Origin of the sequence: Caballeronia sp. INML2 (assembly GCF_023631365.1) — a bacterium.
GTDB classification, from domain to species: Bacteria; Pseudomonadota; Gammaproteobacteria; order Burkholderiales; family Burkholderiaceae; genus Caballeronia; species Caballeronia turbans.
Genome location: NZ_JALQDH010000116.1, coordinates 1 through 20,389 on the forward strand (window position 1 = coordinate 1; position 20,389 = coordinate 20,389).

The window sequence follows — 20,389 nt, forward strand, 5'->3', positions numbered from 1 at the left end:
CGCTCGACGATGAAGCAGTCCGGCGCCTTGATGTCTTCCAGATTGATGCCGCCGAAGGTCGGTTCGAGCGCGGCGATGACATCGACGAGCTTGTGCGGATCGCTTTCGTTCAGCTCGATATCGAACACGTCGATACCGGCGAACTTCTTGAAGAGCACGGCCTTGCCTTCCATCACCGGCTTGGAGGCTAACGGCCCGATATTGCCGAGTCCGAGCACGGCTGTGCCGTTCGACACGACGCCCACCAGGTTGCTGCGCGCAGTGAAGCGCGCGGCGTTCAGCGGATTCTCGACAATCGCCTCGCACGCGAACGCGACGCCCGGCGAGTACGCGAGCGAGAGGTCGCGCTGATTGATCATTTGCTTGGTCGGCACGACAGCGAGCTTTCCCGGCGTCGGAAACTCATGATAATTGAGCGCGGCTTCGCGAAAACCTTCTTTGTCCGTTTGCGTGGTCATTTCGGCAATGCTCTAAAAAAGAAGTTGGCAGTCGCCTAAGGGCCACTGCCAATTTGCACAAGGATGTTGTGGAGGCTCAATGAGCGTTGGATCGCCCGGACGCATCACCGGTCGATGGGAATGCAATGGCGGGATGGTCGATCGGCTGCAGCTCTTCGAATTCGTCTACGTTCGTACGATTGAGCACCGCACGCGCAGTGTTCATATCGAGCTGTCCTTCCCAGCGCGCGACCACCACAGTTGCAACACCGTTGCCGATCAGGTTGGTCACCGCCCGAGCTTCGTTGAGAAAGCGATCAACGCCGAGAAGCAAGACCAAACCTTCGACCGGTATTTTGTGCATCGACGCGAGCGTGGCAGCCAGTGCAACGAATCCAGCACCCGCGACCCCCGCTGAGCCTTTCGAGGTGAGCAGTAGCACACCAAGCACAAGCAACTGATCCCAGATCGTCAGATGCACATTCATCGCCTGCGCGATGAACAGGGCCGCCATCGTGAGATAAATTGCCGTTCCGTCAGCATTGAAGGTGTAGCCGGTCGGCAGCACCATTCCAACAACCGGTCGCGAGCAGCCCATCCGTTCCATCTTGATCAGCATCTGCGGAAGTACCGCTTCCGTGGAGGCCGTGCCGAGCGTGATCAGGATCTCGTCCTTGATGTAGCGAAGGAATTTAAAGAGCGACAGTCCGCACATCCTCATGACAAGGCCGAGGATCACAACCACGAAGAAGATCGACGTCAGATAGAGGCACAACATCAATTGGCCAAAGGAAGCCAATGTGCCGATGCCGTACTTTGCTATGGTGAAGGCCATGCCGCCGAACGCCCCGATAGGTGCGACGTACATGACAATCCGCACCACACCGAACATGCCCTGAAGGAACATGTCGAGCATGTCGACAAACGGTGCAGTCCGAGGCCCCAACTTGGCAAGAGAAATGGCAAGCAGCAGCGAGAAGAAAATGATGGGCAGTATCTCGCCGTTGGCGAACGCGCCAACGATGCTGTTCGGCACAATGCTCATGAAAAAGTCGAGCATGCCATGTTGCTTCGCTGCAGTCGTGTAGGTTGAGATCGCAGACCCGTCGATGTGCGACGGATCGACGTTCATGCCGACACCAGGCTTGAAGACATTCACGACAACCATCCCGACGAGGAGTGCGATCGTCGATGCGACTTCGAAGTACAGCACGGCCTTAACCCCAACGCGGCCCGCCTCATGAAGATCGTTCATGCGGGCAATGCCAACCACGACCGACGCGAAGATGATCGGTGCGAGCAGCATTCGGATCAACTTGATGAACAAGTCTCCAAGGGGCTTGAGTTGAGAACCAATGTCCGGATAAAAGTGGCCCAGCAGAATACCGGCGATGATCCCGATAATAACCTGCACATAGAGCTTCGAGAGCGTCTTCCTAACTTTCGATACCAGCATGTCTGTCTCCTATGACTGGCGTCTTTTTTGTGGAGTGCGAACGAGCAGCCACAGCGAGATAGTCCGCTGTGGTGAGCACGGCCGCGTGTCGCCTGTGTTTGTGTTTTTATAGGCGCGGCATCGACGAGAACCGTCGATGCCTTGATACCGCTGAGTGTTTAGTCCGAGAGTTTGCGCATCTCGGCGATGAGATCCGACTTACCCTCGAAGCCGATACCCGGCAGGTCCGGCATCGTGATGTAGCCGTTTTCGACCTTGACTCCGTCGGGGAAGCCGCCGTACGGTTGGAACAGGTCCGGATACGACTCGTTTCCGCCTAAGCCGAGGCCAGCGGCGATGTTCAGTGACATCTGGTGACCGCCGTGGGGGATGCAGCGGCTCGGCGACCAGCCGTGTTGACGCAGCATGTCCAACGTGCGCAGATACTCCACCAGGCCGTAGCTCAGCGCGCAGTCAAATTGCAGCCAGTCGCGGTCGGGACGCATGCCGCCATAGCGGATCAAGTTACGCGCGTCCTGCATCGAGAACAGGTCTTCGCCCGTCGCCATCGGCTTGTCGTAGTAGTTCCGCAGCGTGGCTTGCAGCTCAAAGTCGAGCGGATCGCCCGGTTCCTCGTACCAGAACAGGTCGTATTGCGAGAGCGCCTTCGCGTACTGGATTGCTGTGTCCAAATCGAAGCGACCGTTGGCGTCGACGGCAAGCTTCTGGCCGTCTTGAAGCACGCTGAGAATCGAGTCGATGCGGCGAAGATCTTCATCGAGCGATGCACCGCCGATCTTCTTCTTCACCACGGTGTAGCCGCGGTCGATATAGCTGCGGATCTCGTCTTTCAGCTTCTCGTGGTCCTGGCCCGGATAGTAATAACCGCCTGCCGCATACACGAAAATCTTGCGATCCGGTTGGCCGTTGCCGTAGCGTTCCGCCAGCAATTGGAAGAGCGGCTTGCCTTCGATCTTCGCCACCGCATCCCAGATCGCCATATCGATGGTCCCAATTGCGACCGAACGTTCGCCGTGACCACCGGGCTTTTCGTTGGTGAACATCGTCGCCCAGATCTTGTGGGGATCGAGGTTAGCGCCAGCGTCATTGACCAGCGAGGCGGGATCGGCTTCGAGGATACGAGGGATGAACCGCTCACGCATGAGCTTGCCCTGCCCGTACCGGCCGTTGGAGTTGAAGCCGTAGCCGACCACCGGCTTGCCGTCCCGAATCACGTCGGTGATGACGGCGACTAGACTCAGCGTCATCTTGCTGAAGTCAATATAGGCATTACGGATCGGGGAACTGATCGGAACGGTCTTTTCGCGAATTTCAACGATTCTCACGGCTTCGTCTCCAGAGTTTTACGAGATTGTTGCGACTCATTGGCTGCAACATGGGACGTAGCTTAACCGCGAAAAAGGCTGCTAAACTGCACTTCTGTTCATATCACTTTTCAATTTCAGTGAATACGGAAACGCAGACAGCGACAGATTTCGAGTTTTTTATTCTTCTGGCGAAACTCAGGAGCATGTCCGGTGCCGCCCGAGCGCTCGATCTGTCGCCGCCAGCTGCGACGAAGAGGCTTGGCGTCATTGAACAGCGACTCGGTGTACGACTGGTCAATCGAACAACGCGGAGCGTGAGTCTCACGCCTGAAGGCGAAACTTACCTTCGCTACGCAACGCAGATAGTTGGGCAGGTCCGGGAGATGGAGGAAGCAATCTCAGGAACGAAAGGCGATCCTCAAGGGCTTTTGCGCGTCAATGCGACGCTAGGCTTTGGCCGGACAACAATCGCGCCGTTGGTCTCGGAATTCGCAAAACGCTTTCCCAGCGTCGAAATTCAGTTTGAGGTCACGGATCGTCCAGTCGATCTTGTTGATGGCGCGTTCGATATGGCGATACGATTCGGCGAACTTCCAGACACTCGCTTGAGCGCGCGAAGGATTATGAGCAATCGCCGCTTTCTTTGTGCCTCGCCAAAATACCTTGAGAAGTACGGGACACCCGAGCGCGTCGAAGATCTAGCCCAGCATCGTTGCATCATCCACCGCCAGAATGACGACGCGTATGGCGTCTGGCGCTATATCGTGAATGACCACACCGAGGCCATCAAGGTTAAAGGGGCCTTGTCCAGTAACGACGGCGACATCGTACTTCGATGGGCGCTTGAAGGACACGGGATATTGATACGATCTGAATGGGACCTAGCCAAGTATGTGCAGAGCGGGCGTCTCCAACTTGTGCTGCCTAACACGGTTCTACCGTCGGCCGACTTATTCGTCTATTACCCGAGGCAGAAGAATCAAACAGCCCGGGCGCGCGCCTTCATTGATTTCCTCGTGAGTCGATTTCAGGCACCGTTCACTCCGGTGGACACCGGCGCGGAGCCGCGGGAGCGAAAGAAGCGGAGCCGCGCTTGATGAGTTGGAAGCAAGGTAGCTTGGAACGCTCGCAAGCGTCTTACTCATAACGTTGCTTTCGGTCAGCCTTGACTTAGCACCAGCGACGAGTCGACGCCCGAATGACTTAAGTTCGCCGCTACGAGACGCTGACGATGGAAAGTAACGAGTGGCGGAGTTGGGTCGAAAATCGCCCACTCCGCCAAGTGCACAATCAATCTCCCTTCGTCGAAGAGGAGATTGTCATGGAAACGCTTACTTCTTCCGGCGCTCGCCGGGTGCCATGGAATCAGGGGAGGTTGACCGGCCAGAAACCTCCGTTGAAGCTTCGGGAAATATGGGCGATTCGAACGAGGCTGTAGATGTCTTCCAACGTGTCGCGTCCTGGATCTCGGCACGGGCGCTGAAGCCCGCCGACTTTCTGTTTCCCAGTCGCCTGCACGTGTCAGCACATGTGTCCACGCGCCAGCCTGCACGCATCGTGCATCGCTGGGTCGCATCAATCGGACTGGATGACGCCGCGTATGGCACTCCACGATGCGCCGCACGAAGGCAGCCCTGATATATCGACGCACCAAGAACCTGCGCGCGGTTCAGTTGCTCTTGGGCCATACCAAGCTTGAGAGCACGGTTCGATACCTTGATATCGAGGTGGACGACGCGCTCGAGATGGCCGAACAAACCGAAGTCTGATAACTGTTGGCCGGTGAGCGGGCGCTTGCCGGCCATCTACGGCCTTATCCGAAGGCCGGATGATGCGCTGCACTGTTGACCCGTGCCCCGGCCTACTGGCCGCCGAAGGGCTTCTCGACGCTCAGCCCCAGAAACGCCTCTGGCAACTTTGCGACCTTGCCGATCGGTGACACCTCCGACAGAAGCCTGTTGTCACGCTGAAGGCTTGAACCGTTTTCATGCGCAACTATGCTGTAAGAGTCGAGGGGGCGGGCACGCAAAAAACCTCGAAAGCTCAGATGATTGCGTCCGTGCAACGATGGTCCAAATGGGCCGGGCGCAACGCTGAAAACGAAAAGTTCGGTGTGTATGATGCGTTTCGCTCGTGCGTGGCTGCTTTCAGTCTTGTTTGGAGCTTCGCTCGGCTTATGGAGCGCGCTTTGCGCCGCGGTTCAGCCGGCTTCCGCGCCATCATCGGCGTCAGCATCACCGACAGCGTCCGTGCCGATTCCTGCAAGTGAGACGCGCCGCATCGATCTGACCAACAAGCCTTGGCGCGGCGACTTCGACGCGATGCTCGAGCGTCGCATGATTCGAGTTCTCGTTCCCTTTAGCCGCACGCTGTACTTCAATGATCGCGGACACGAGCGTGGGGTGACTGCGGATACCGTGCGTGACTTTGAACGATTCGTCAACAAGACCTATGCAGATCGCCTCGGCAAGCGCCCGTTCACAGTCATCATGATCCCGACAACACGCGACCGGCTATTGCCCGGGCTCGCGGAAGGCATCGGCGATATCGCGGCCGGCAATCTGACGGTGACTGAGGATCGCCTGAAACAGTCCGACTTTGTTAGCGCACACGCGCTCAAGCCGACGCGTGAACTCGTTCTGACCGGTCCGAAGTCACCCGCGCTCTCCACCCTCGGTGACCTGAAGGGCAAGACCGTCGACGTTCGCCGCCATAGCAGCTATTACGAAAGCCTGATCGCACTGAACAACCGCTTCCGGCAGGCGGGCAAGCCACCGATGCGAATCGTGCTGCTACCGGACGCGCTCGAGGACGAAGACGCGATGGAGATGCTGAACGTGGGCCTGCTTCAGATCCTGGTCGTCGATGACTGGAAGGCGCGCATGTGGGCGCAGATGCTGCCGAACGTCAAGGTGCACGAGAACATGGCGGTGCGGGAGGGCGGCGTCGTCGGCTGGGCCATTCGCAAGAATAGCCCCCAGTTAAAGGCGGTGATCGGCGACTTCTATGAGAAGTTCATCAGGAAGCAAAGCGTAGCGGAGATCCGCCTCAAGCAGTACGTGCAGGGTGCGAAGCAGATTCACAACAACACGGAGAGTGCCGAGCTCAAACGTTTCAGACAGACGGTGGCGTATTTTGAGAAGTATGGCCAGCAATACAATTTTGATCCACTGATGCTCGCCGCCCAAGGGTTTCAGGAATCGCAGCTCAATCAGGATGCGAAGAGTCGGGTGGGCGCGGTCGGCATCATGCAACTGATGCCGGCCACAGGGAAGGAACTCAACGTTGGGGACATCAAGGTTACGCAGTCGAACATTCATGCCGGCGCGAAGTATCTTGATCAACTGATGACCCGCTACTTCCGGGATGCCCATTTTTCCGAGGTGGACCGGCCGCTATTCGCCTTTGCCAGCTATAACGCCGGACCGGGAAACATCGCGAAGATGCGCAAGGAGGCTGCCGCCCGCGGACTCAACTCCGATGTCTGGTTCAACAACGTGGAGATCGTGGTGGCCGAGAAGATCGGCGTCGAGACGACCACATATGTGCGAAACATCTATAAGTACTACGCGTCCTACCACCTTCTCAAGGAAGCGCAGGCGCAGCGCAGCCGCGTGGTTCGGTAGCGGAGCGGCTGACCGGGCAACGCAAATCGCGTGGCCGACGGTTCGCCGACACGCGACAAGCTTCTTCGCGTCTGGTGGCACGCGGGGATCGCGCAAGCGTGTCAGCAGGCGGGCATCCATCTCAAGTCGACGATCCCCAACTGTTCAATCTCCGCCCGCATGTCCAACGGCCTGCATCCGGCAAGGTCGACGCGGAGCACGCCCTGCGGCGCTCGGCCCGTGCGGCTCGCAATTGGATTGCCGTGCATGCCGGGGGAACGAGCATCGATGTTCTCGTTGCCGCGAGTGATGGCGGGCTGGGCTCAACGAGCGGCGGTCCTTGCAGCGGCATGATGGCTCGATCTTGAAGCGACGATAGACAGGACGGCGGAAACGGCCAGACTGCCGCCGACGCACACCATTGCGACGACCAGTGCCCTGGCCAAGGTCAGCGGATCCGGTGAAGTCCCTGCGACACTGAAAAAGACGCCGCCGATGACCGCGACACCCAGTGCTGCGCTGATTTGCAACGCCGAATTCGTGATGCCCGCGATCATCCCGGAACCGGTCGCCGGTGCGCGATTGATAACCGAGCGCACCAGCGTCGGCAGCGCCCAGCCCTGACCGAATCCCAGGAGTGCTACCGCTCCGATCAACGGAAACTGAGCCGGCATCTGTCCGGGCGCGCCGGCCACGAGGGCGGCGAGGAGTATGCAGCCGGCGACCTCGAGCATCATGCCGACGGCGGGGACGCGGTCGCCGAAGAGGCGGATCGCCAGCGGAGTCGTCAGCGGCCCGATGAAGGCGCCGACCCCGAACGGCAGGAAAACCAGCCCTGTCTCGAGTGGGCTCATTCCAAGTGCCGCCTGGAGGTAGACGGAGAACGTCAGGAAAAAAGCAGAGACGACATAAAAGAAGAGGACGCCCGTAAGCCCGCTCATCAGGCCAGGCCTCCGGATCAGCTCCATGCTGATCAGGGGCACGCCGCCTCGGCGGGCGTAGGCCGCCTCGTATCGGCAAAAGCCTACTCCAGCGACGGGGCACGCGAACAGCATTGCGCAGGCCCACCACGGCCAATCCAGCTCCCGCCCTTCGACCAGCGGCACGATGAGCAAGCCCAGCGTGAGCGCGCAGAGTAGCACCCCGATCCGGTCTACGGGTGCCGGGCTGTCACCGCGGACGTCGGGTAGCAACGGCAGCCCGAAGATCAGGACGGCGGCGACGACTGGCAAGTTGATGAGAAAGACGACGCGCCACTCCAGGTGAAAGATGTCCGCAGAGATCAACGCACCTCCGAGCGCCTGCGCGGCTACGGCGGCCAGTCCCACCGCGGCGCCGTAGAGGCCCAAAGCGCGCGCGCGCTCCTTCTCTGGGAACAAGGCGTGAATGGAGGCCAGCCCTTGCGGCGCCATGGCGGCGGCGCTCACGCCCTGCAGCACGCGCCCGAAAATCAGTATGGCGGGTGACGATGCGAGGCCGCAGATCACCGATGTCAGTCCGAAGCCCGTGACGCCGATCAGGAAGATCCTCCGCCGGCCGAAGAGATCGCCTAGCCGTCCTCCTGTGATAAGGAAGACCGCGTAGGCCGCGGCGTATCCGGAAATGACGAGTTGCAGCTCTGCGGCGCTCGTGTGGAGGGTGCTTTGGATGGACGGCAGGGCGACGTTCACGATGAAGAAGTCCAGCGGAGGCAGAAATGCTCCCACCAGCAACACCGCGAACGCCGACCATCGACGCGTGGAAGAGGTTGTCGTATGCATAGGTTTTGGCGGCGGCGGACCGCGTCAGGCCGGACGGCCGAAGCGTTCCGTTCCCGTGATGGGGTGCCAGTTCTGGAGCGGCGTGGCGTAGTGCATGGTGAAGGTGCGCTCCAGGAATGCCCAGCGGCCGTCGCGTCGCTGATAGACGTCGCGGTATTGGCCGCTCACTTGGAGCGTGCCCTGATCGACGTCGTAAAAAAGACAGTCCGCCGCCACTAGCCCGTGGCCGTTGTCACCGTCCACCGTGATCAGCGCATTCGCCATCCAGTGATGCATATGTGGCATGCGCTTCATGTTGATGCGTGCTTGCGCCAGGATGGCCTCCAGGCCGTCGGAGTTGCCATTTGCGCCCAGGAGCAGTCTCGATTCGGGATGCCAGAGAGTGGCCAGCAGTTCGATGTTCATGGTGTCGAACGCCTCGGCGTAGTTAGCGATCAGCGCATCGATGGCGAAGCGGCTTTCGATGGCGTCAAGGCGTGCTTCGAGTTCTTTGGACATTGGTTTTTACGTACCGATTGGTACACAAATAGCGAAAAAAAATGCGGGGTTCGTGTCGTGGCCTCGCGCTGCTCTGGCTTTACATACCGAGTGGTACAAATATAGAGGAGCTTGGAAGGCCGTGTCAACTGCCCTCTTGAACGGCCCGGTGCCATGCGCGGGAGGTTGTAAGTCGCGACTTGCCCAGAGATTGTGTATCGACTAGTATCTAAATTTTTGACTGCGGAGATGTTCATGGTTCAGCGGGGTCGGCCACGCACGTTCGACCGCGATGCGGCGATCATTTCGGCGATGCACCTGTTCTGGGAACATGGCTATGAATCGACGTCTTTGTCGCAGCTGAAGGCGGCGATCGGCGGGGGCATCTCCGCGCCCAGCTTCTATGCGGCCTTTGAGTCCAAGGAGGCGCTGTACAAGGAGGCGCTGGAGCGATACATGGAGATTTATGGCAAGGTGACGCGCAGTCTCCATGACACGTCGCTTCCGCCACGGGAGGGCGTGTTCCTTGCGCTGCTACGGTCGGCAAAAATGCAGACTGAGAGCGGCCACCCGAAAGGCTGTATGGTCGCGCTGGGCGTTGTCGGGGCCAGTTCCACCGGCAGTGAAGCCGTCACCCAGTTGCTTCGTGACGTGCGCAGTCGCACGCGCGCTGGCTTCCGCGCCTGCGTAGTACGGGGCATCAAGAGTGGGGAACTGCGCAGCAGCACCGATCCGGCATCGCTGTCCATCGCGTTCGACTGCTTTTTCCAGGGATTGTCTGTGCTCGCCCGCGATCGTGTCCGGCATGCCGTCATCGAGAAGGCCGTGACCGACGCGATGGGAATCTGGGATGCCGCAGTGGACCAGCCGATGCCTAAGGAGGTCGGCAAGACTTAGTCCGGAAGCAGATCAGCTTAGCATTGCCTGTCGACGAGAAAGACGGGCAAGCGCGAGTTCCCTCGACGAGATGAAGCGCTTGGTGCCGTGCAAGGCACTGGTGCAGATCGTCGAGTCGCCCTGGGCCAACAGCAAGACCGGGCGGCCACCGGCCCGAGTGGCTCGATGTACGTCGAGTAACCTCGCCCAACTCCGAAAAGGCATCCGTAACAATCCGCGGATCAATTGGCTCTTCCAATTAGAGTCAACGTCCGGCGGCCGTGTGATCAAGCCGCATCGCTTGAACGGCGCATTGTGCAACTCAGTGGGTACGCGATGGCGAAGGCTTTCGGTTGCTTGGAGGTTTGGCGACACGGCCTTCGGGACCCTTCGATAACGCTGCGAGATCCGTCTCGTTGCGCACCAGCGCACGAATGCCCGCAGCCGCGAAGCGAACGAGGTCCGCATAATGCGCTGTCGACTTTTTTTCGCGGTCCTGTGCGCCTAGTCGCATCGCTCGGCCATTGAGTGCATGGGCCTGCTGCCGCGCTCCGACAGAGAAAAGATACGCCCACACCGCCTGCTCGCGTGCGATGCCAGGCACGACCGTATGTAGGGCGTCGATGATTCGCTCCGCAATCGGGTCATAGTAGGTTTCACGAATGCGCCGGGAGCGCTCGTCGCTGCCTAGACTCACGGACGCCACCAGCTGCACGTAAAGCGCCAGATTAACGGCATCCTCCCCATGAAAAATCTCCGACAGCGGCGTGAAGGCGATCGTCAGCACGTCTTCGACGGTGGCCTTGCGTTCCCTCGCAAACAGGTCGTCGAGCAACTTGCTACGGTGTTGATTGATCGCTGACGAGCGCCGCTCGAATACGGCCTCGTAGAGCTTGTCCTTGGTCGCGTAGTGGTAGTGCACGAGCGCCTGCGCGACGCCCGCTTCGTCCGCGATGTTTCGCATGCTCGCTCCGGCGTAGCCATGCTCGCCGAACACGCGCTCGGCCGCATTCAGGATCGCGGATAAGCGCGTACCCGGCGCGCGGTCGGGTTCCTGAGCACCGTTGCCGGCGTGTGCGGACTCCTTCTTTTCGCGTTGTGTTCTCATCTCCGCAAGCTCCATGGCGGTACTATTCGATCGATCAGTCAGTATATCGTGATCCTCGCGCGACGCGGGCGAGACGATCCGGGCCGCGTCGCCACCTGCAACGCGATGACCGGACCGCGCACGCCCTTATCCGAGAAACTCCGGCTCCGGCAGACCCTTGACGCCGGGCCGCACCGCGAGCACGTTGCCCGCGAGCGGCTGCTGCGCGAGTTCCTTCTCGCTCATCCGCCGGCGCGCCGTCGTGATGAAGAGGGTGTCGAGGTCCGGACCGCCGAAGCACAAGCTGCTCACGCGTCGCACCGGCAGATTGACGACCATGTCGATTCTCCCGCGCGGGTCATAGCGCGTGACGCACCAGCCATCCATGTTCGCGCTCCAGAAACAGCCGTCGGCATCGACGGTCGAGCCGTCGCAGATGCCGCGCCCGAGCGGAACTTCCGCGAACTTGCGGCGGTTGTAGATGGCGCCATCGACCGAATCGTAGTCGAACACGTCGATCTGGCAGCTGAACGAATCGGTCATGTACATGAGCCGGTTATCGGGACTGAAGCTGATGCCGTTGATGCAGGTGATGCCTTCCATGATCAGATGCGGCTTCAGATCGGGATCGAGACGGAACAGACGTCCGCGCGGCGTGTAGGCGGCTGCTTCCACGGTGCCAGACCAGTAACGGCCGTGACGATCGCATTTGCCGTCGTTGAAGCGGTTCTTCGGCCGCTCGGCGTCGGGACGCGCCACTTCGGTCAGCTCGCCGGTTTCGGGCGAGAAAAAGTAGAAGCCCGAGCGCATCCCCACGATCAGGCCGCCCTTCGCGCGCAGACCGATGCTGCCGATTTCTTCCTGCATCGGCCAGCTTTTCTTGGCGCCGCTTGAAATGTCGAGGCGATGGATTGCCTGCCCGATGCCATCTACCCACCAGAGCAGTTGCGTTTTCTCATCCCAGATGATCGATTCGCCCAGCACATTGGGTGTGGAATCGATCACGTCGATGACCGAACCCACCATATCGATAGGTCTCGTGATGCTGCTGACAGTCATGTTGCCTCCTTGATCCTGATGTTGATATCCATATCGACGAATCCGATCCGTCCGCTCAGACGGCCGGCTCCTTCATGCGGGCGATGCCTTCGAGCGCGAGTCCGTAACCCAGGACGTCGTGCAGGCGAGCTTTCAGTTCCTGATTCAGGCAGGTGCGTGTATAGCGTCTTACGAGACGCGGTTGCTTGAGCATCGACCGGGCGAGTTCGCGAGCCCGCGGCAGCAGGTCTGCCGGCGGCAGCACTTCGTTGACGAGGCCCATCTCCAGCGCCTCGGTGGCTGAGATGCTCTGGCCCGTCAGCAGAAAGTAGTGGCCGCGCGCTCGGCCCATGAGCAGCGGCATGATCAGATGCATGCCATCGCCCGGCACCATGCCGCCCTGGAAGTGCGCGGTGTCCTGGATCGTCGCAGTGTCCGATGCCAGCACGATGTCGCCCAGCAGTGGAAGCTCCGCGTGCCGCACGGCCGGCCCGTTGATGATGCTGATCACCGGCGCTTCGATATTGAGCAGGTTGATGAGCAGATGCTTCGCTTCCCAGTAGATCGGATCGTAGATCGTGGGTGTCATCGAATTGCGGTTCTGGTGCATGCCCGGCGCGATGGACGGCCCGCTGAACGCATCGCCCGTGCCGGTCATGATCACGACGTCGTTTTCCCGGTCTCGGCCGACGTCGAGAAACGCCTGCTCGAACTCGCGGTGTGCCGTCAGATTCCACACGAGCGGCCCGCCGTGTGTGTGAAAGTGCATCTCCAGTACGCCGTCGGTGCGCGTCATGCGGATGGTCTCGAACTTGTCTGCGTATTCGTCGAAGTTGCTCACGGCTCTGTCCTCTGCTCAACGTTGGAAATCGCGCCGGCGCACGCCGCCGATGGCGTTGGCATGCATCCGCGCAAGGTAATCAAGCGCCGATACTAGCCCTGACTGATCGATCAGTCAACAAGGGAAATTCCGGTCCCGCTTCCGGTTGACCGGGTGTTTGCCCATCCGTTACTGTGCTGACTGTTCGATCGATCAGTTTTTGATCCGAGCGATCCGCCGCCTGCGGGTACGCCCTGACAAAGAACAGATGCCGCCGGACCATCAGCATGTCCGAGGTTCAAGGAGACAGCTTCATGAGACGCTTTCCGTCGTTCGTATGCCGTTCCGTCCACCAACATTGAGAGGGTCATCATGTCACGCAAAATCGCTCTCGATACCAACTCGCCCGCCCCGGCGACGCCCCAAATGGACACGCAACGTGCGCTGTATTTCAAGGTCGCGCTGCGGCTCGTGCCGCTGCTGATCGTGTGCTACGTGGTCGCGTATCTGGACCGCATCAACGTCGGCTTCGCCAAGCTTCAGATGCAGGACGCGCTCGGCTTCAGCGATGCGGTGTACGGTCTGGGCGCCGGCATTTTCTTCATCGGCTATTTTTTGTTCGAGGTGCCGAGCAATCTGCTCTTGCAACGCATCGGCGCACGCAAGACCATCACGCGCATCATGGTTCTGTGGGGCATCACCGGCTGCGCGATGGCGACGGTATCGAGCCCGACCGCGTTCTACGGGCTGCGTTTTCTGCTCGGCGTGTTCGAGGCCGGCTTCTTTCCGGGCGTCGTGTACTACTTGAGCCAGTGGTTTCCGCGTCATCGCCGCGGCCAGATTCTCGGGCTCTTCATGACGGGCTTTCCGATCGCAGGGGCGATCGGCGGACCGGTGTCGGGCTGGGCGATGTCGCGGCTCGGCGGCGTCGCGGGTCTCGCGGGCTGGCAGTGGCTCTATATCGTTGAAGCTGCTCCTGCGGTGCTGCTCGGCATCGTGACGTGGTTCACGCTGTCGGACGACATCGGGCGTGCAAAATGGCTGACCGAATCGGAGCGTGACGCTTTGCGCCATGCCTTGCGTGCCGAAGGCAGCGACGCGGAGCCGAAGCATACCGGACAGTTGCGGCAGGTGATAGCCGATCCCAAGGTGTACCTTATAAGCTTCGCGTATTTCACCTTCATCTGCGGCACGTATGCGCTGAGCTTCTGGTTGCCGACGGTGCTCAGGAGCGCGGGCGCGACGAGCGTGGAGCGTGTCGGCTGGCTGTCGGCGATTCCCTACGGTATCGCGGCCGTGGGCATGGTGCTGATCTGCCGCAACTCGGACCGGCTGCTCGAGCGTCGCTGGCATGGCGCGCTGGCCGCCTTCGCAGGGGCGATTGCGCTTTCGCTGCTGCCGCTTATGGCGCATGATCTGACTGCGACCATCGTGCTGCTGACGATCGCATCGACCACGGTGTTCGTCACACTTCCGCTGCTGTGGTCGCTCGCATCCGACTATTTCGCGGGCTCGTCCGTGGCTGCTGCCGCAATCGCCTTCGTCAACAGCCTCGGCCTGCTAGGCGGCTTCGCCAGTCCGTTCGCAATGGGCTGGCTCAAGACATTGAGCGGCACGCTGAGCAGTGGGCTTTATCTGATGACCACGCTGCTTGCACTGGGTGCATGCGCGATGCTTTGCATGCGTACCGGCCGTCAGTCGAATGCATAATCAACCAACGAACGTCGAGGCTGCGCAATCGGGCCCGCACGCGGCAAACATGGAACAGACCTTCAAGGATGCATCGCCGGGGAGCCTGCTCGGGGAAAGCGTGGCGCGACTGGATGGCGCGCGCTTCGTCTCGGGACGTGTCGACTACAGCGCTGACCTCATTCCTCGAGATGCCCTCCATCTCGCCATACTGCGCAGCGCGCACGCGTGCGCGAGGATCGTGTCGATCGACCTGTCCGAAGCGCTGGCGATGCCCGGCGTTGTCGCCGGCCTGACGGGCGAGGAAGCGGCCCTCTTCAGCGATGCGATGCCGCCGGCGATGGACCTGCCCGCGAAAGGCGCGCGCGGTCCCCTGCAGAGCCGCTGCCTCGCGCTCGAAGAGGCGACCTACTTCGGTCAACCCGTGGCGGCGCTCGTGGCGACTTCGGTTCACGATGCCCAGGCGGCGCTCGCGAAGATTCGCATCGAATACGAAGTGCGCGCGCCGACCGTGAGCGCGCGTGACGCATTGCGCGACGGTGCGCCGATCGTCCAGCCCGGCTGGGACACGAATCTGCTCGTGCACGACCGCATCCGCTCAGGTGACGCGGATGCCGCGTTCGCGCGGGCGGCACACGTCGCGCGAGGTGAACTGACAATCGGCTCGTCGACGAGCGCGCCGATGGAAACGCTCTGCTATGTCGCCGAGTGGGATGCGCGCGGCGAGCGTTACGCGCTCACTGGCACGTTCCAGAATCCCCATACGAGCCGCTGGCTGATCGCTGCCGCGCTGCGCGTGAAGGAGTCGCAGGTGCGCGTGATCGCGCCGCGTATCGGCGGCACGTTCGGGCTCAAGATGGCGGGGCATCCGGAGGAAGTGCTGGTCGCGCTCTTCAGCCGGCTCACGAAGCGCCCGGTGGCATGGATCGAGGAACGGCGAGAGACCTTGCTCGCGGGCGCGCGGTCACAGCATCACAGCTTCGAGATTGCCGCGGATGAGAACGGCAGGCTGATCGCCTGGCGTGATCGCATACTAGTCGACGTCGGGATCATCGGCGCCGGTCATAGCTGGGCGATGGCGCTCGTCACGCCGGCGGTGTTTCCGACCGTCTACACGATCGAGCATTGCGACGTCGAGTGCTCGCTGGCCATGACCAACCAGCCGCCGTGGCAAGCCATACGTGGTTACGGCAAGGAGATCGGCAATCTCGTGCTCGAACGCGCGATCGATCTGCTCGCGCAACAGACCGGCATGGATCCGGTCGAACTGCGCCGCCGCAACCTCGTCGCGCGCGAAGCCTTGCCGCGCCTCCTGCCATCCGGCCTGAACGTGGATAGCGGCGACTATCCGGGCGGCCTCGAGCAGTTGCTCACGATGTTCGACTACCCGCGATGGCAGGCACGGGCGCGCGCCGCGCGCGATTCGGAGTGTCGCATCGGGATCGGCGTTGCGTTCGAACTCACGCCGGAGGGCGGCGCGCGGCCGGGAAATTTTCCCAACGGCTACGAGACGTCCACGGTACGCATGATGCCGTCGGGCGACGTGCAGGTGCTGACAGGCGTGACGTCACCCGGCAGCGGTAGCGACACCGGCATCGCGCAGATGGTCGCGGGCGAACTCGGCTTGCGCGCCGACCAGGTGAGCATCATCGAAGGCGATACCGACGTGACGCCGCTCGGCACCGGCAACGCCAGCAGCCGTGCGCTCATGTATGGCGGCACGGCTGCGTACCTCGCCGCGCGGGAACTGCGTGACCGGCTTGCGCAGTGCGCCGCCAATATGCTCGGCGGAACGGCCGACGACATCGTGTTGCGCGACGGGCATGCGCGCCGCCAGTCGAACGGCGCGCAGATCGCCGTGGCAGAACTCGCACTCGGCGCCCACCTGCGTCCGTTCACCGTGGCTGCGGGCGTGACCCTTCCGCTCGAAGTGACGCGCAGCTTCGCGCCGAAGAATGTACGCGTGGAGCCGGACGCGCAAGGCCGCATCGCCACTTACCCGACGTTCTCGTATTCCGTGCATGCCGTCGCGCTCGAACTCGACATGGCCACCGGCAACAGCAAGCTCCTCGACTATGCCGTGGTGCATGACTGCGGCGCGATGATCAACCCCGCGCTCGTGGAAGCGCAACTCAGGGGTGCGATCGTGATGGGCATCGGCGTGGCGCTGTGGGAACTCATCAAGATGGACGAGCAGAATCGCATGATCACCGATCGCTTCAAGAGCTACCTGCTACCGCGTGCGAACGATCTTCCGCCGATCCGCGTCGGGCATCGCGTGACGCTCAATCCGTTTCATCCGCTCGGGATGAAGGGCGCGGGCGAATCGGGGCTCGGCGGCGCGCTTGCGGCCGTCAGCAATGCCGTGGCGAACGCGCTGGGTAACGATGCGTGCCTCGCGCACGTGCCGGCAACACCCGCGCGCGTGATCGCTTCCCTGCGGGAGCGATTCGCGTGATAGGGCATCGCTTCGATTTTCATCAGCCAAAGGAACTCGACGAAGCAGCAGACTTGCTGGCTCGCTTCGGTGAGGACGCGTCCGTGCTGGGGGGCGGCACGATGCTGGTGCCGTCGATGTCGGCGAACCTCGTGCGGCCCGCGCATCTCATCGGTTTGAGCGGGCTCGGTCTGGATTCGATCGAGCTGGACGGCACGCACCTGCGTATCGGCGCGATGACGACCTACGCGCAACTGCTCGCCTCGCCGATCGTCGCAAGCCATGCGCCGCTGCTCGCCGCGATGGCCGCCCAAGTCACGGGCGGCGCATCGATCCTCAATCAGGGAACGCTCGGCGGAGCCGCGAGCTTTGCGAATCCTTCGTCCGATGCGCCGGGCTGTCTCGCGGCGATGGAGGCGGTGTTCGAGTTGCACTCGTCCCAGGGAAAGCGTTGCATGCCGGCGTGTGATTTTTTCGCCGACGCGTTTCGGACCGCGCGGCGCGCGGACGAATTCCTCACGGGCATTCTCGTCTCGCGCGACGCGACCCTCATCGCCTGCCAGTACCAGAAGTACAAGGCGAGCGCGAGTTCGTGGCCGATCGTGACCGTCGCATGCTCGTTGCATCGTGGCACGCAGGCGAGCGTGCGGCTCGCGGTCGGTGCGGCAGGGCGCCGACCGGCGTATCACCGCTTCACGATCGACGAGAGATCGTTGCTCGCGCCCGATGCACTCATCGAGCAGGCCGCAAGCAGGGCGCTCAATCTCGTCGGCGAAGGCTGGAACGATGAACTAGCGGACGGCGATTACCGTCGCGCCATCGTGCCGGGTGTCGTGAGGCGACATTTGCGCACGCTACTCGCGGGAGCGAAGGCATGAAAGGAACGATTCAGGTGCGGCTCACGCTCAATGGCGAGCCGCGTTTCGCGGACATAGACTCGCGGCTGTTGCTCGTCGAGTTGATCCGCGATGCGCTGGATGCAAAAGGGACCCGCGTCGGCTGTCTGACCGGCGATTGCGGGGCGTGCACAGTGCTGATCGATGGCGAGGTAAGAAAGGCTTGCCTCGTCCTGGCGGCGTCGATTTCGGGCAACGATGTGCGGACGATCGAAGGCATCGAGGGAATTGAGACGCTGAAAGAGGCGTTTATCGCGGAGAACGGATTCCAGTGCGGCTTTTGCACGAGCGGCATGATCGTCGCGGCCGCGGATCTGTTGAAGCAGAATCCGTTGCCGAGTCAGGAAGAAATACGGCGCGCCATCAGCGGCAACCTGTGCCGATGCACCGGCTACGAAAGCATCGTCAATGCAGTCTATCGTGCGGCGCATGGCGGCCGCTTATCTGGAGGAAACGGTGACGAATGATTCCACCGTCGCGGTTTACGTGACGTATGAAGGAGAACCGGGCGCGCGTTTCGACCGCGCTTATTACGTCGAGCGTCACCTTCCGCTCGTTATGCATCGCTGGTCGCGTTACGGCTTGACCGGTGTCGCTGCGTTTTTTCCGGCAGTGGAGCAGGCCGGTACGCTCGCGATCTGCGAATGCCAATTTCGCGACGAAGCATCGGTCGATGCGGCGTTCGCATCGCCGGAAGTTTCGGAGGTGATGGCCGATCTGCCGTGCTTCACCGAGATCGCGCCGCGCCGCGTGCGGGTGCTGCCGCTCTGAAAAGAGGCTCCCTATCAACATCGATTCGATCAAGGAGGCAATTTCATGGAAATCGGCATCATCGGTCTTGGCGCGATGGGACGCGCGATGGCGCGCAATCTGGCGCACGCCGGACATGGCGTGAAGGCGTGGAACCGCTCGGGCGGAACGGTGGACGGTGTGACGACGGTGGCCTCGCCGGTCGAGGCGTTTCGGGGCGACGCCGTGCTCACCATGCTGTCCGACGACGATGCGATCCGCTCGACGCTCCTCGCGTCGGGCGTGCTCGCGCAGGCAAAACCCGGGCTGGTTCACGTGGTCACGTCGACGATCTCGGTTGCGTTCGCGCGCGAGCTCGTTGCGGCCCACGAATCGGCACGCATTGGTTACGTTTCCGCGCCGGTGCTCGGACGCCCCGACGTCGCGGCGAAGGGCGAACTCAACGTGCTGGCGGGCGGTCCGCCCGATGCTGTCACGAAGGTGCGGCCGCTGCTCGACGTGATCGGCGGTCGCGTCTGGGATATGGGCGACCAGGCGCCGACCGCCAACGCCGCGAAAATCGCCTGCAACATGATCATTACGATGGCGATCGAGGCAATGGCCGAAGCCGTCGTTCTGACGGAGGCAAACGGTTTGCCGCGCGAGCGATTCTTCGACCTGATTCTGAACACGCTGTTTGGCAGTCGCTCGTATCAGGTTTATTCCGCGAACATCGCGCACGGAAACTACGAGCCGGGCTTCAAGGCCACGCTTGGCATGAAGGATCTGCGGCTCGCGGCCGAAGCGGCCGAGGAGGCTGGCCGTGCGTTGCCGCTGCTGGCGGCGGTATATGCGCGCATGGCTGAAACGATTGATGCGGGCATGGGCGATCGGGACTGGTCCGCGATGGCGAAGTTCACGATCGAGTCCGATGATTCATGAGTTGGCGATCAGAAACGGTCCGTTTGACGCGAGGTGTCAGCCGCTCGCATCATGTGTGGAGCGCAAGAGTTCGTCGCACGCATGGATGACCGCTGCGTGTGGGAAGCGGCCGTCGTCTCCGCGCAAACGCGGAAGTCTGCTCCGGGTCGGGTTCAGCCGACCGTGTCAGGCGGCAGTCGGCCAGGTGCTGACATTGAATCGTGCTTTCACCGGTCGCTCAAATGGCCGCTCAACTGCAGAAAGCCGTCTCCGGCCCTGCAGCGCCAACCTTGTGCCGGCTCATCGACTCAGTGATCGAGGCTCTAAAGCACGGGCCCCTCTATCGATAACGTTGCGGGTCGATGTGCGCCGCATCTCATCTTTAGGTCCAGAGACGCCTCTCACCCCGGCAACAGTCCGACTGTCCGGTAGCTGCCTATCAATCTGTCGAACAACGCGATGTCCGCCCGGCCCCGCGCCATCAGTTGAGCGCCGGCCACTGCCGCGTAAATCGCGCACGCCCGTTCTTGGCTCCCTTCGTCCGCAACGACGCCCGCCGCCTCCAGAGAGTTGCGGAGCCACGCCACATTGACGTCCGCGAAGGTCTGCACTTCCTTTTTAACCGCTTCAGGCAGATCGTCGTATTCAGCTGCCATGAAACTGCTCAGGCACATGCGATTGTCGCGCTCCAGAGATTTGCGAAACGTCTCCGGATACTAGTGTGCGGCTGATATGACTCCGCCTGTCAATAGCGATCGGTTTTGGGTTTGTTGATGTGCGCATCTTGCCGAATTTCCTGAGGGCGACGTAGCAGTAAGTCTCGACGGTGGATCATGCTGATATTCGCGGGTTGG

The 20,389-nt window shown here is 61.5% G+C and carries 17 protein-coding genes and 3 pseudogenes; 11 read left to right on the forward strand and 9 right to left on the reverse strand.

Annotation, left to right across the window (positions count from 1 at the left end; all coding sequences use genetic code 11):
* The 3 genes and pseudogenes from NCT32_RS34005 to NCT32_RS34015 form a co-directional block, all read right to left on the reverse strand.
* Positions 1-458: pseudogene (locus NCT32_RS34005) on the reverse strand (NADP-dependent malic enzyme); the annotation flags it as partial.
* A 76-nt stretch (positions 459-534) separates the two neighbouring features.
* On the reverse strand, positions 535-1,893 hold the full coding sequence (gene dctA / locus NCT32_RS34010) for a C4-dicarboxylate transporter DctA (RefSeq protein ID WP_061121864.1): 1,359 nt from the start codon (positions 1,891-1,893) through the stop codon (positions 535-537).
* Positions 1,894-2,051: 158 nt separating this feature from the next.
* A complete protein-coding gene (locus NCT32_RS34015) occupies positions 2,052-3,218 on the reverse strand; it encodes a mandelate racemase/muconate lactonizing enzyme family protein (protein WP_061121863.1) in 1,167 nt (388 codons plus the stop codon).
* A 119-nt stretch (positions 3,219-3,337) separates the two neighbouring features.
* On the opposite strand from NCT32_RS34015, the gene NCT32_RS34020 reads away from it, so the two are divergent.
* The 4 genes and pseudogenes from NCT32_RS34020 to NCT32_RS34035 all read left to right on the forward strand — a co-directional run bounded on the left by NCT32_RS34020 (position 3,338) and on the right by NCT32_RS34035 (position 6,826).
* Complete coding sequence (locus NCT32_RS34020; RefSeq protein ID WP_061121862.1) at positions 3,338-4,297, forward strand: LysR family transcriptional regulator; 960 nt, start codon at positions 3,338-3,340, stop codon at positions 4,295-4,297.
* Positions 4,298-4,521: 224 nt separating this feature from the next.
* A pseudogene (locus NCT32_RS34025) lies at positions 4,522-4,969 on the forward strand (tyrosine-type recombinase/integrase).
* A 218-nt stretch (positions 4,970-5,187) separates the two neighbouring features.
* Positions 5,188-5,469 (forward strand): hypothetical protein, encoded by a 282-nt coding sequence (locus tag NCT32_RS34030; protein ID WP_250478431.1) that lies wholly within the window; start codon positions 5,188-5,190, stop codon positions 5,467-5,469.
* The gene (locus NCT32_RS34035) at positions 5,450-6,826 is read left to right on the forward strand and encodes a transglycosylase SLT domain-containing protein (protein WP_409241563.1); all 1,377 of its coding nucleotides are present in this window, start codon (positions 5,450-5,452) and stop codon (positions 6,824-6,826) included. The genes NCT32_RS34030 and NCT32_RS34035 overlap by 20 nt, the downstream gene beginning before the upstream one ends.
* 302 nt (positions 6,827-7,128) lie before the next feature.
* On the opposite strand, the gene NCT32_RS34040 is transcribed toward NCT32_RS34035, so the two are convergent.
* Together NCT32_RS34040 and NCT32_RS34045 are read right to left on the reverse strand one after the other, a co-directional pair.
* Complete coding sequence (locus NCT32_RS34040) at positions 7,129-8,565, reverse strand: MFS transporter (protein WP_061121860.1); 1,437 nt, start codon at positions 8,563-8,565, stop codon at positions 7,129-7,131.
* Between the two features lie 24 nt (positions 8,566-8,589).
* Positions 8,590-9,063 (reverse strand): nuclear transport factor 2 family protein, encoded by a 474-nt coding sequence (locus NCT32_RS34045; protein ID WP_061121859.1) that lies wholly within the window; start codon positions 9,061-9,063, stop codon positions 8,590-8,592.
* Between the two features lie 234 nt (positions 9,064-9,297).
* Here NCT32_RS34045 and NCT32_RS34050 point away from each other — a divergent pair, with 234 nt between their 5' ends.
* Complete coding sequence (locus tag NCT32_RS34050) at positions 9,298-9,939, forward strand: TetR/AcrR family transcriptional regulator (protein ID WP_061121868.1); 642 nt, start codon at positions 9,298-9,300, stop codon at positions 9,937-9,939.
* Positions 9,940-10,240: 301 nt separating this feature from the next.
* Here NCT32_RS34050 and NCT32_RS34055 read toward each other — a convergent pair whose 3' ends face one another.
* The 3 genes from NCT32_RS34055 to NCT32_RS34065 all read right to left on the reverse strand — a co-directional run bounded on the left by NCT32_RS34055 (position 10,241) and on the right by NCT32_RS34065 (position 12,884).
* Positions 10,241-11,026, reverse strand: coding sequence for a TetR/AcrR family transcriptional regulator (locus NCT32_RS34055; protein WP_250491334.1), 786 nt, complete (start codon positions 11,024-11,026; stop codon positions 10,241-10,243).
* A 126-nt stretch (positions 11,027-11,152) separates the two neighbouring features.
* Positions 11,153-12,064, reverse strand: a complete 912-nt coding sequence (locus tag NCT32_RS34060; RefSeq protein ID WP_061121858.1) for an SMP-30/gluconolactonase/LRE family protein — start codon at positions 12,062-12,064, stop codon at positions 11,153-11,155.
* Between the two features lie 55 nt (positions 12,065-12,119).
* Positions 12,120-12,884, reverse strand: coding sequence for an enoyl-CoA hydratase/isomerase family protein (locus NCT32_RS34065; protein WP_061121857.1), 765 nt, complete (start codon positions 12,882-12,884; stop codon positions 12,120-12,122).
* A gap of 351 nt (positions 12,885-13,235) precedes the next feature.
* On the opposite strand from NCT32_RS34065, the gene NCT32_RS34070 reads away from it, so the two are divergent.
* The 6 genes from NCT32_RS34070 to NCT32_RS34095 are packed head-to-tail and all read left to right on the forward strand — an operon-like array spanning position 13,236 to position 19,556.
* The gene (locus tag NCT32_RS34070) at positions 13,236-14,573 is read left to right on the forward strand and encodes an MFS transporter (RefSeq protein WP_061121856.1); all 1,338 of its coding nucleotides are present in this window, start codon (positions 13,236-13,238) and stop codon (positions 14,571-14,573) included.
* A 49-nt stretch (positions 14,574-14,622) separates the two neighbouring features.
* Entirely contained in the window at positions 14,623-17,010 is a 2,388-nt protein-coding gene (locus NCT32_RS34075) for a xanthine dehydrogenase family protein molybdopterin-binding subunit (protein WP_061121866.1), read from the forward strand.
* Entirely contained in the window at positions 17,007-17,867 is an 861-nt protein-coding gene (locus NCT32_RS34080; RefSeq protein ID WP_061121855.1) for a xanthine dehydrogenase family protein subunit M, read from the forward strand. Before NCT32_RS34075 ends, NCT32_RS34080 begins: the two co-directional genes overlap by 4 nt.
* Positions 17,864-18,352, forward strand: coding sequence for a (2Fe-2S)-binding protein (locus NCT32_RS34085; RefSeq protein ID WP_061121854.1), 489 nt, complete (start codon positions 17,864-17,866; stop codon positions 18,350-18,352). Before NCT32_RS34080 ends, NCT32_RS34085 begins: the two co-directional genes overlap by 4 nt.
* The gene (locus tag NCT32_RS34090) at positions 18,342-18,656 is read left to right on the forward strand and encodes an EthD family reductase (protein ID WP_061121865.1); all 315 of its coding nucleotides are present in this window, start codon (positions 18,342-18,344) and stop codon (positions 18,654-18,656) included. Before NCT32_RS34085 ends, NCT32_RS34090 begins: the two co-directional genes overlap by 11 nt.
* A 45-nt stretch (positions 18,657-18,701) precedes the next feature.
* Positions 18,702-19,556, forward strand: a complete 855-nt coding sequence (locus tag NCT32_RS34095) for an NAD(P)-dependent oxidoreductase (protein WP_250491335.1) — start codon at positions 18,702-18,704, stop codon at positions 19,554-19,556.
* 380 nt (positions 19,557-19,936) lie between these two features.
* Here the strand turns inward: NCT32_RS34095 and NCT32_RS34100 are convergent.
* A pseudogene (locus tag NCT32_RS34100) lies at positions 19,937-20,251 on the reverse strand (TetR/AcrR family transcriptional regulator); the annotation flags it as partial.
* Positions 20,252-20,389 lie beyond the last annotated feature (138 nt).

What these genes read in the sequence shown, in the direction of transcription:
- dctA (WP_061121864.1), bottom strand. Translation starts at nt 1,893, where the DNA reads ATGCTGGTATCGAAAGTTAGGAAGACGCTCTCGAAGCTCTATGTGCAG.
- NCT32_RS34030 (WP_250478431.1), top strand. Translation starts at nt 5,188, where the DNA reads ATGCGCAACTATGCTGTAAGAGTCGAGGGGGCGGGCACGCAAAAAACC.
- NCT32_RS34040 (WP_061121860.1), bottom strand. Translation starts at nt 8,565, where the DNA reads ATGCATACGACAACCTCTTCCACGCGTCGATGGTCGGCGTTCGCGGTG.
- NCT32_RS34045 (WP_061121859.1), bottom strand. Translation starts at nt 9,063, where the DNA reads ATGTCCAAAGAACTCGAAGCACGCCTTGACGCCATCGAAAGCCGCTTC.
- NCT32_RS34050 (WP_061121868.1), top strand. Translation starts at nt 9,298, where the DNA reads ATGGTTCAGCGGGGTCGGCCACGCACGTTCGACCGCGATGCGGCGATC.
- NCT32_RS34055 (WP_250491334.1), bottom strand. Translation starts at nt 11,026, where the DNA reads ATGAGAACACAACGCGAAAAGAAGGAGTCCGCACACGCCGGCAACGGT.
- NCT32_RS34060 (WP_061121858.1), bottom strand. Translation starts at nt 12,064, where the DNA reads ATGACTGTCAGCAGCATCACGAGACCTATCGATATGGTGGGTTCGGTC.
- NCT32_RS34070 (WP_061121856.1), top strand. Translation starts at nt 13,236, where the DNA reads ATGTCACGCAAAATCGCTCTCGATACCAACTCGCCCGCCCCGGCGACG.
- NCT32_RS34075 (WP_061121866.1), top strand. Translation starts at nt 14,623, where the DNA reads ATGGAACAGACCTTCAAGGATGCATCGCCGGGGAGCCTGCTCGGGGAA.
- NCT32_RS34085 (WP_061121854.1), top strand. Translation starts at nt 17,864, where the DNA reads ATGAAAGGAACGATTCAGGTGCGGCTCACGCTCAATGGCGAGCCGCGT.
- NCT32_RS34095 (WP_250491335.1), top strand. Translation starts at nt 18,702, where the DNA reads ATGGAAATCGGCATCATCGGTCTTGGCGCGATGGGACGCGCGATGGCG.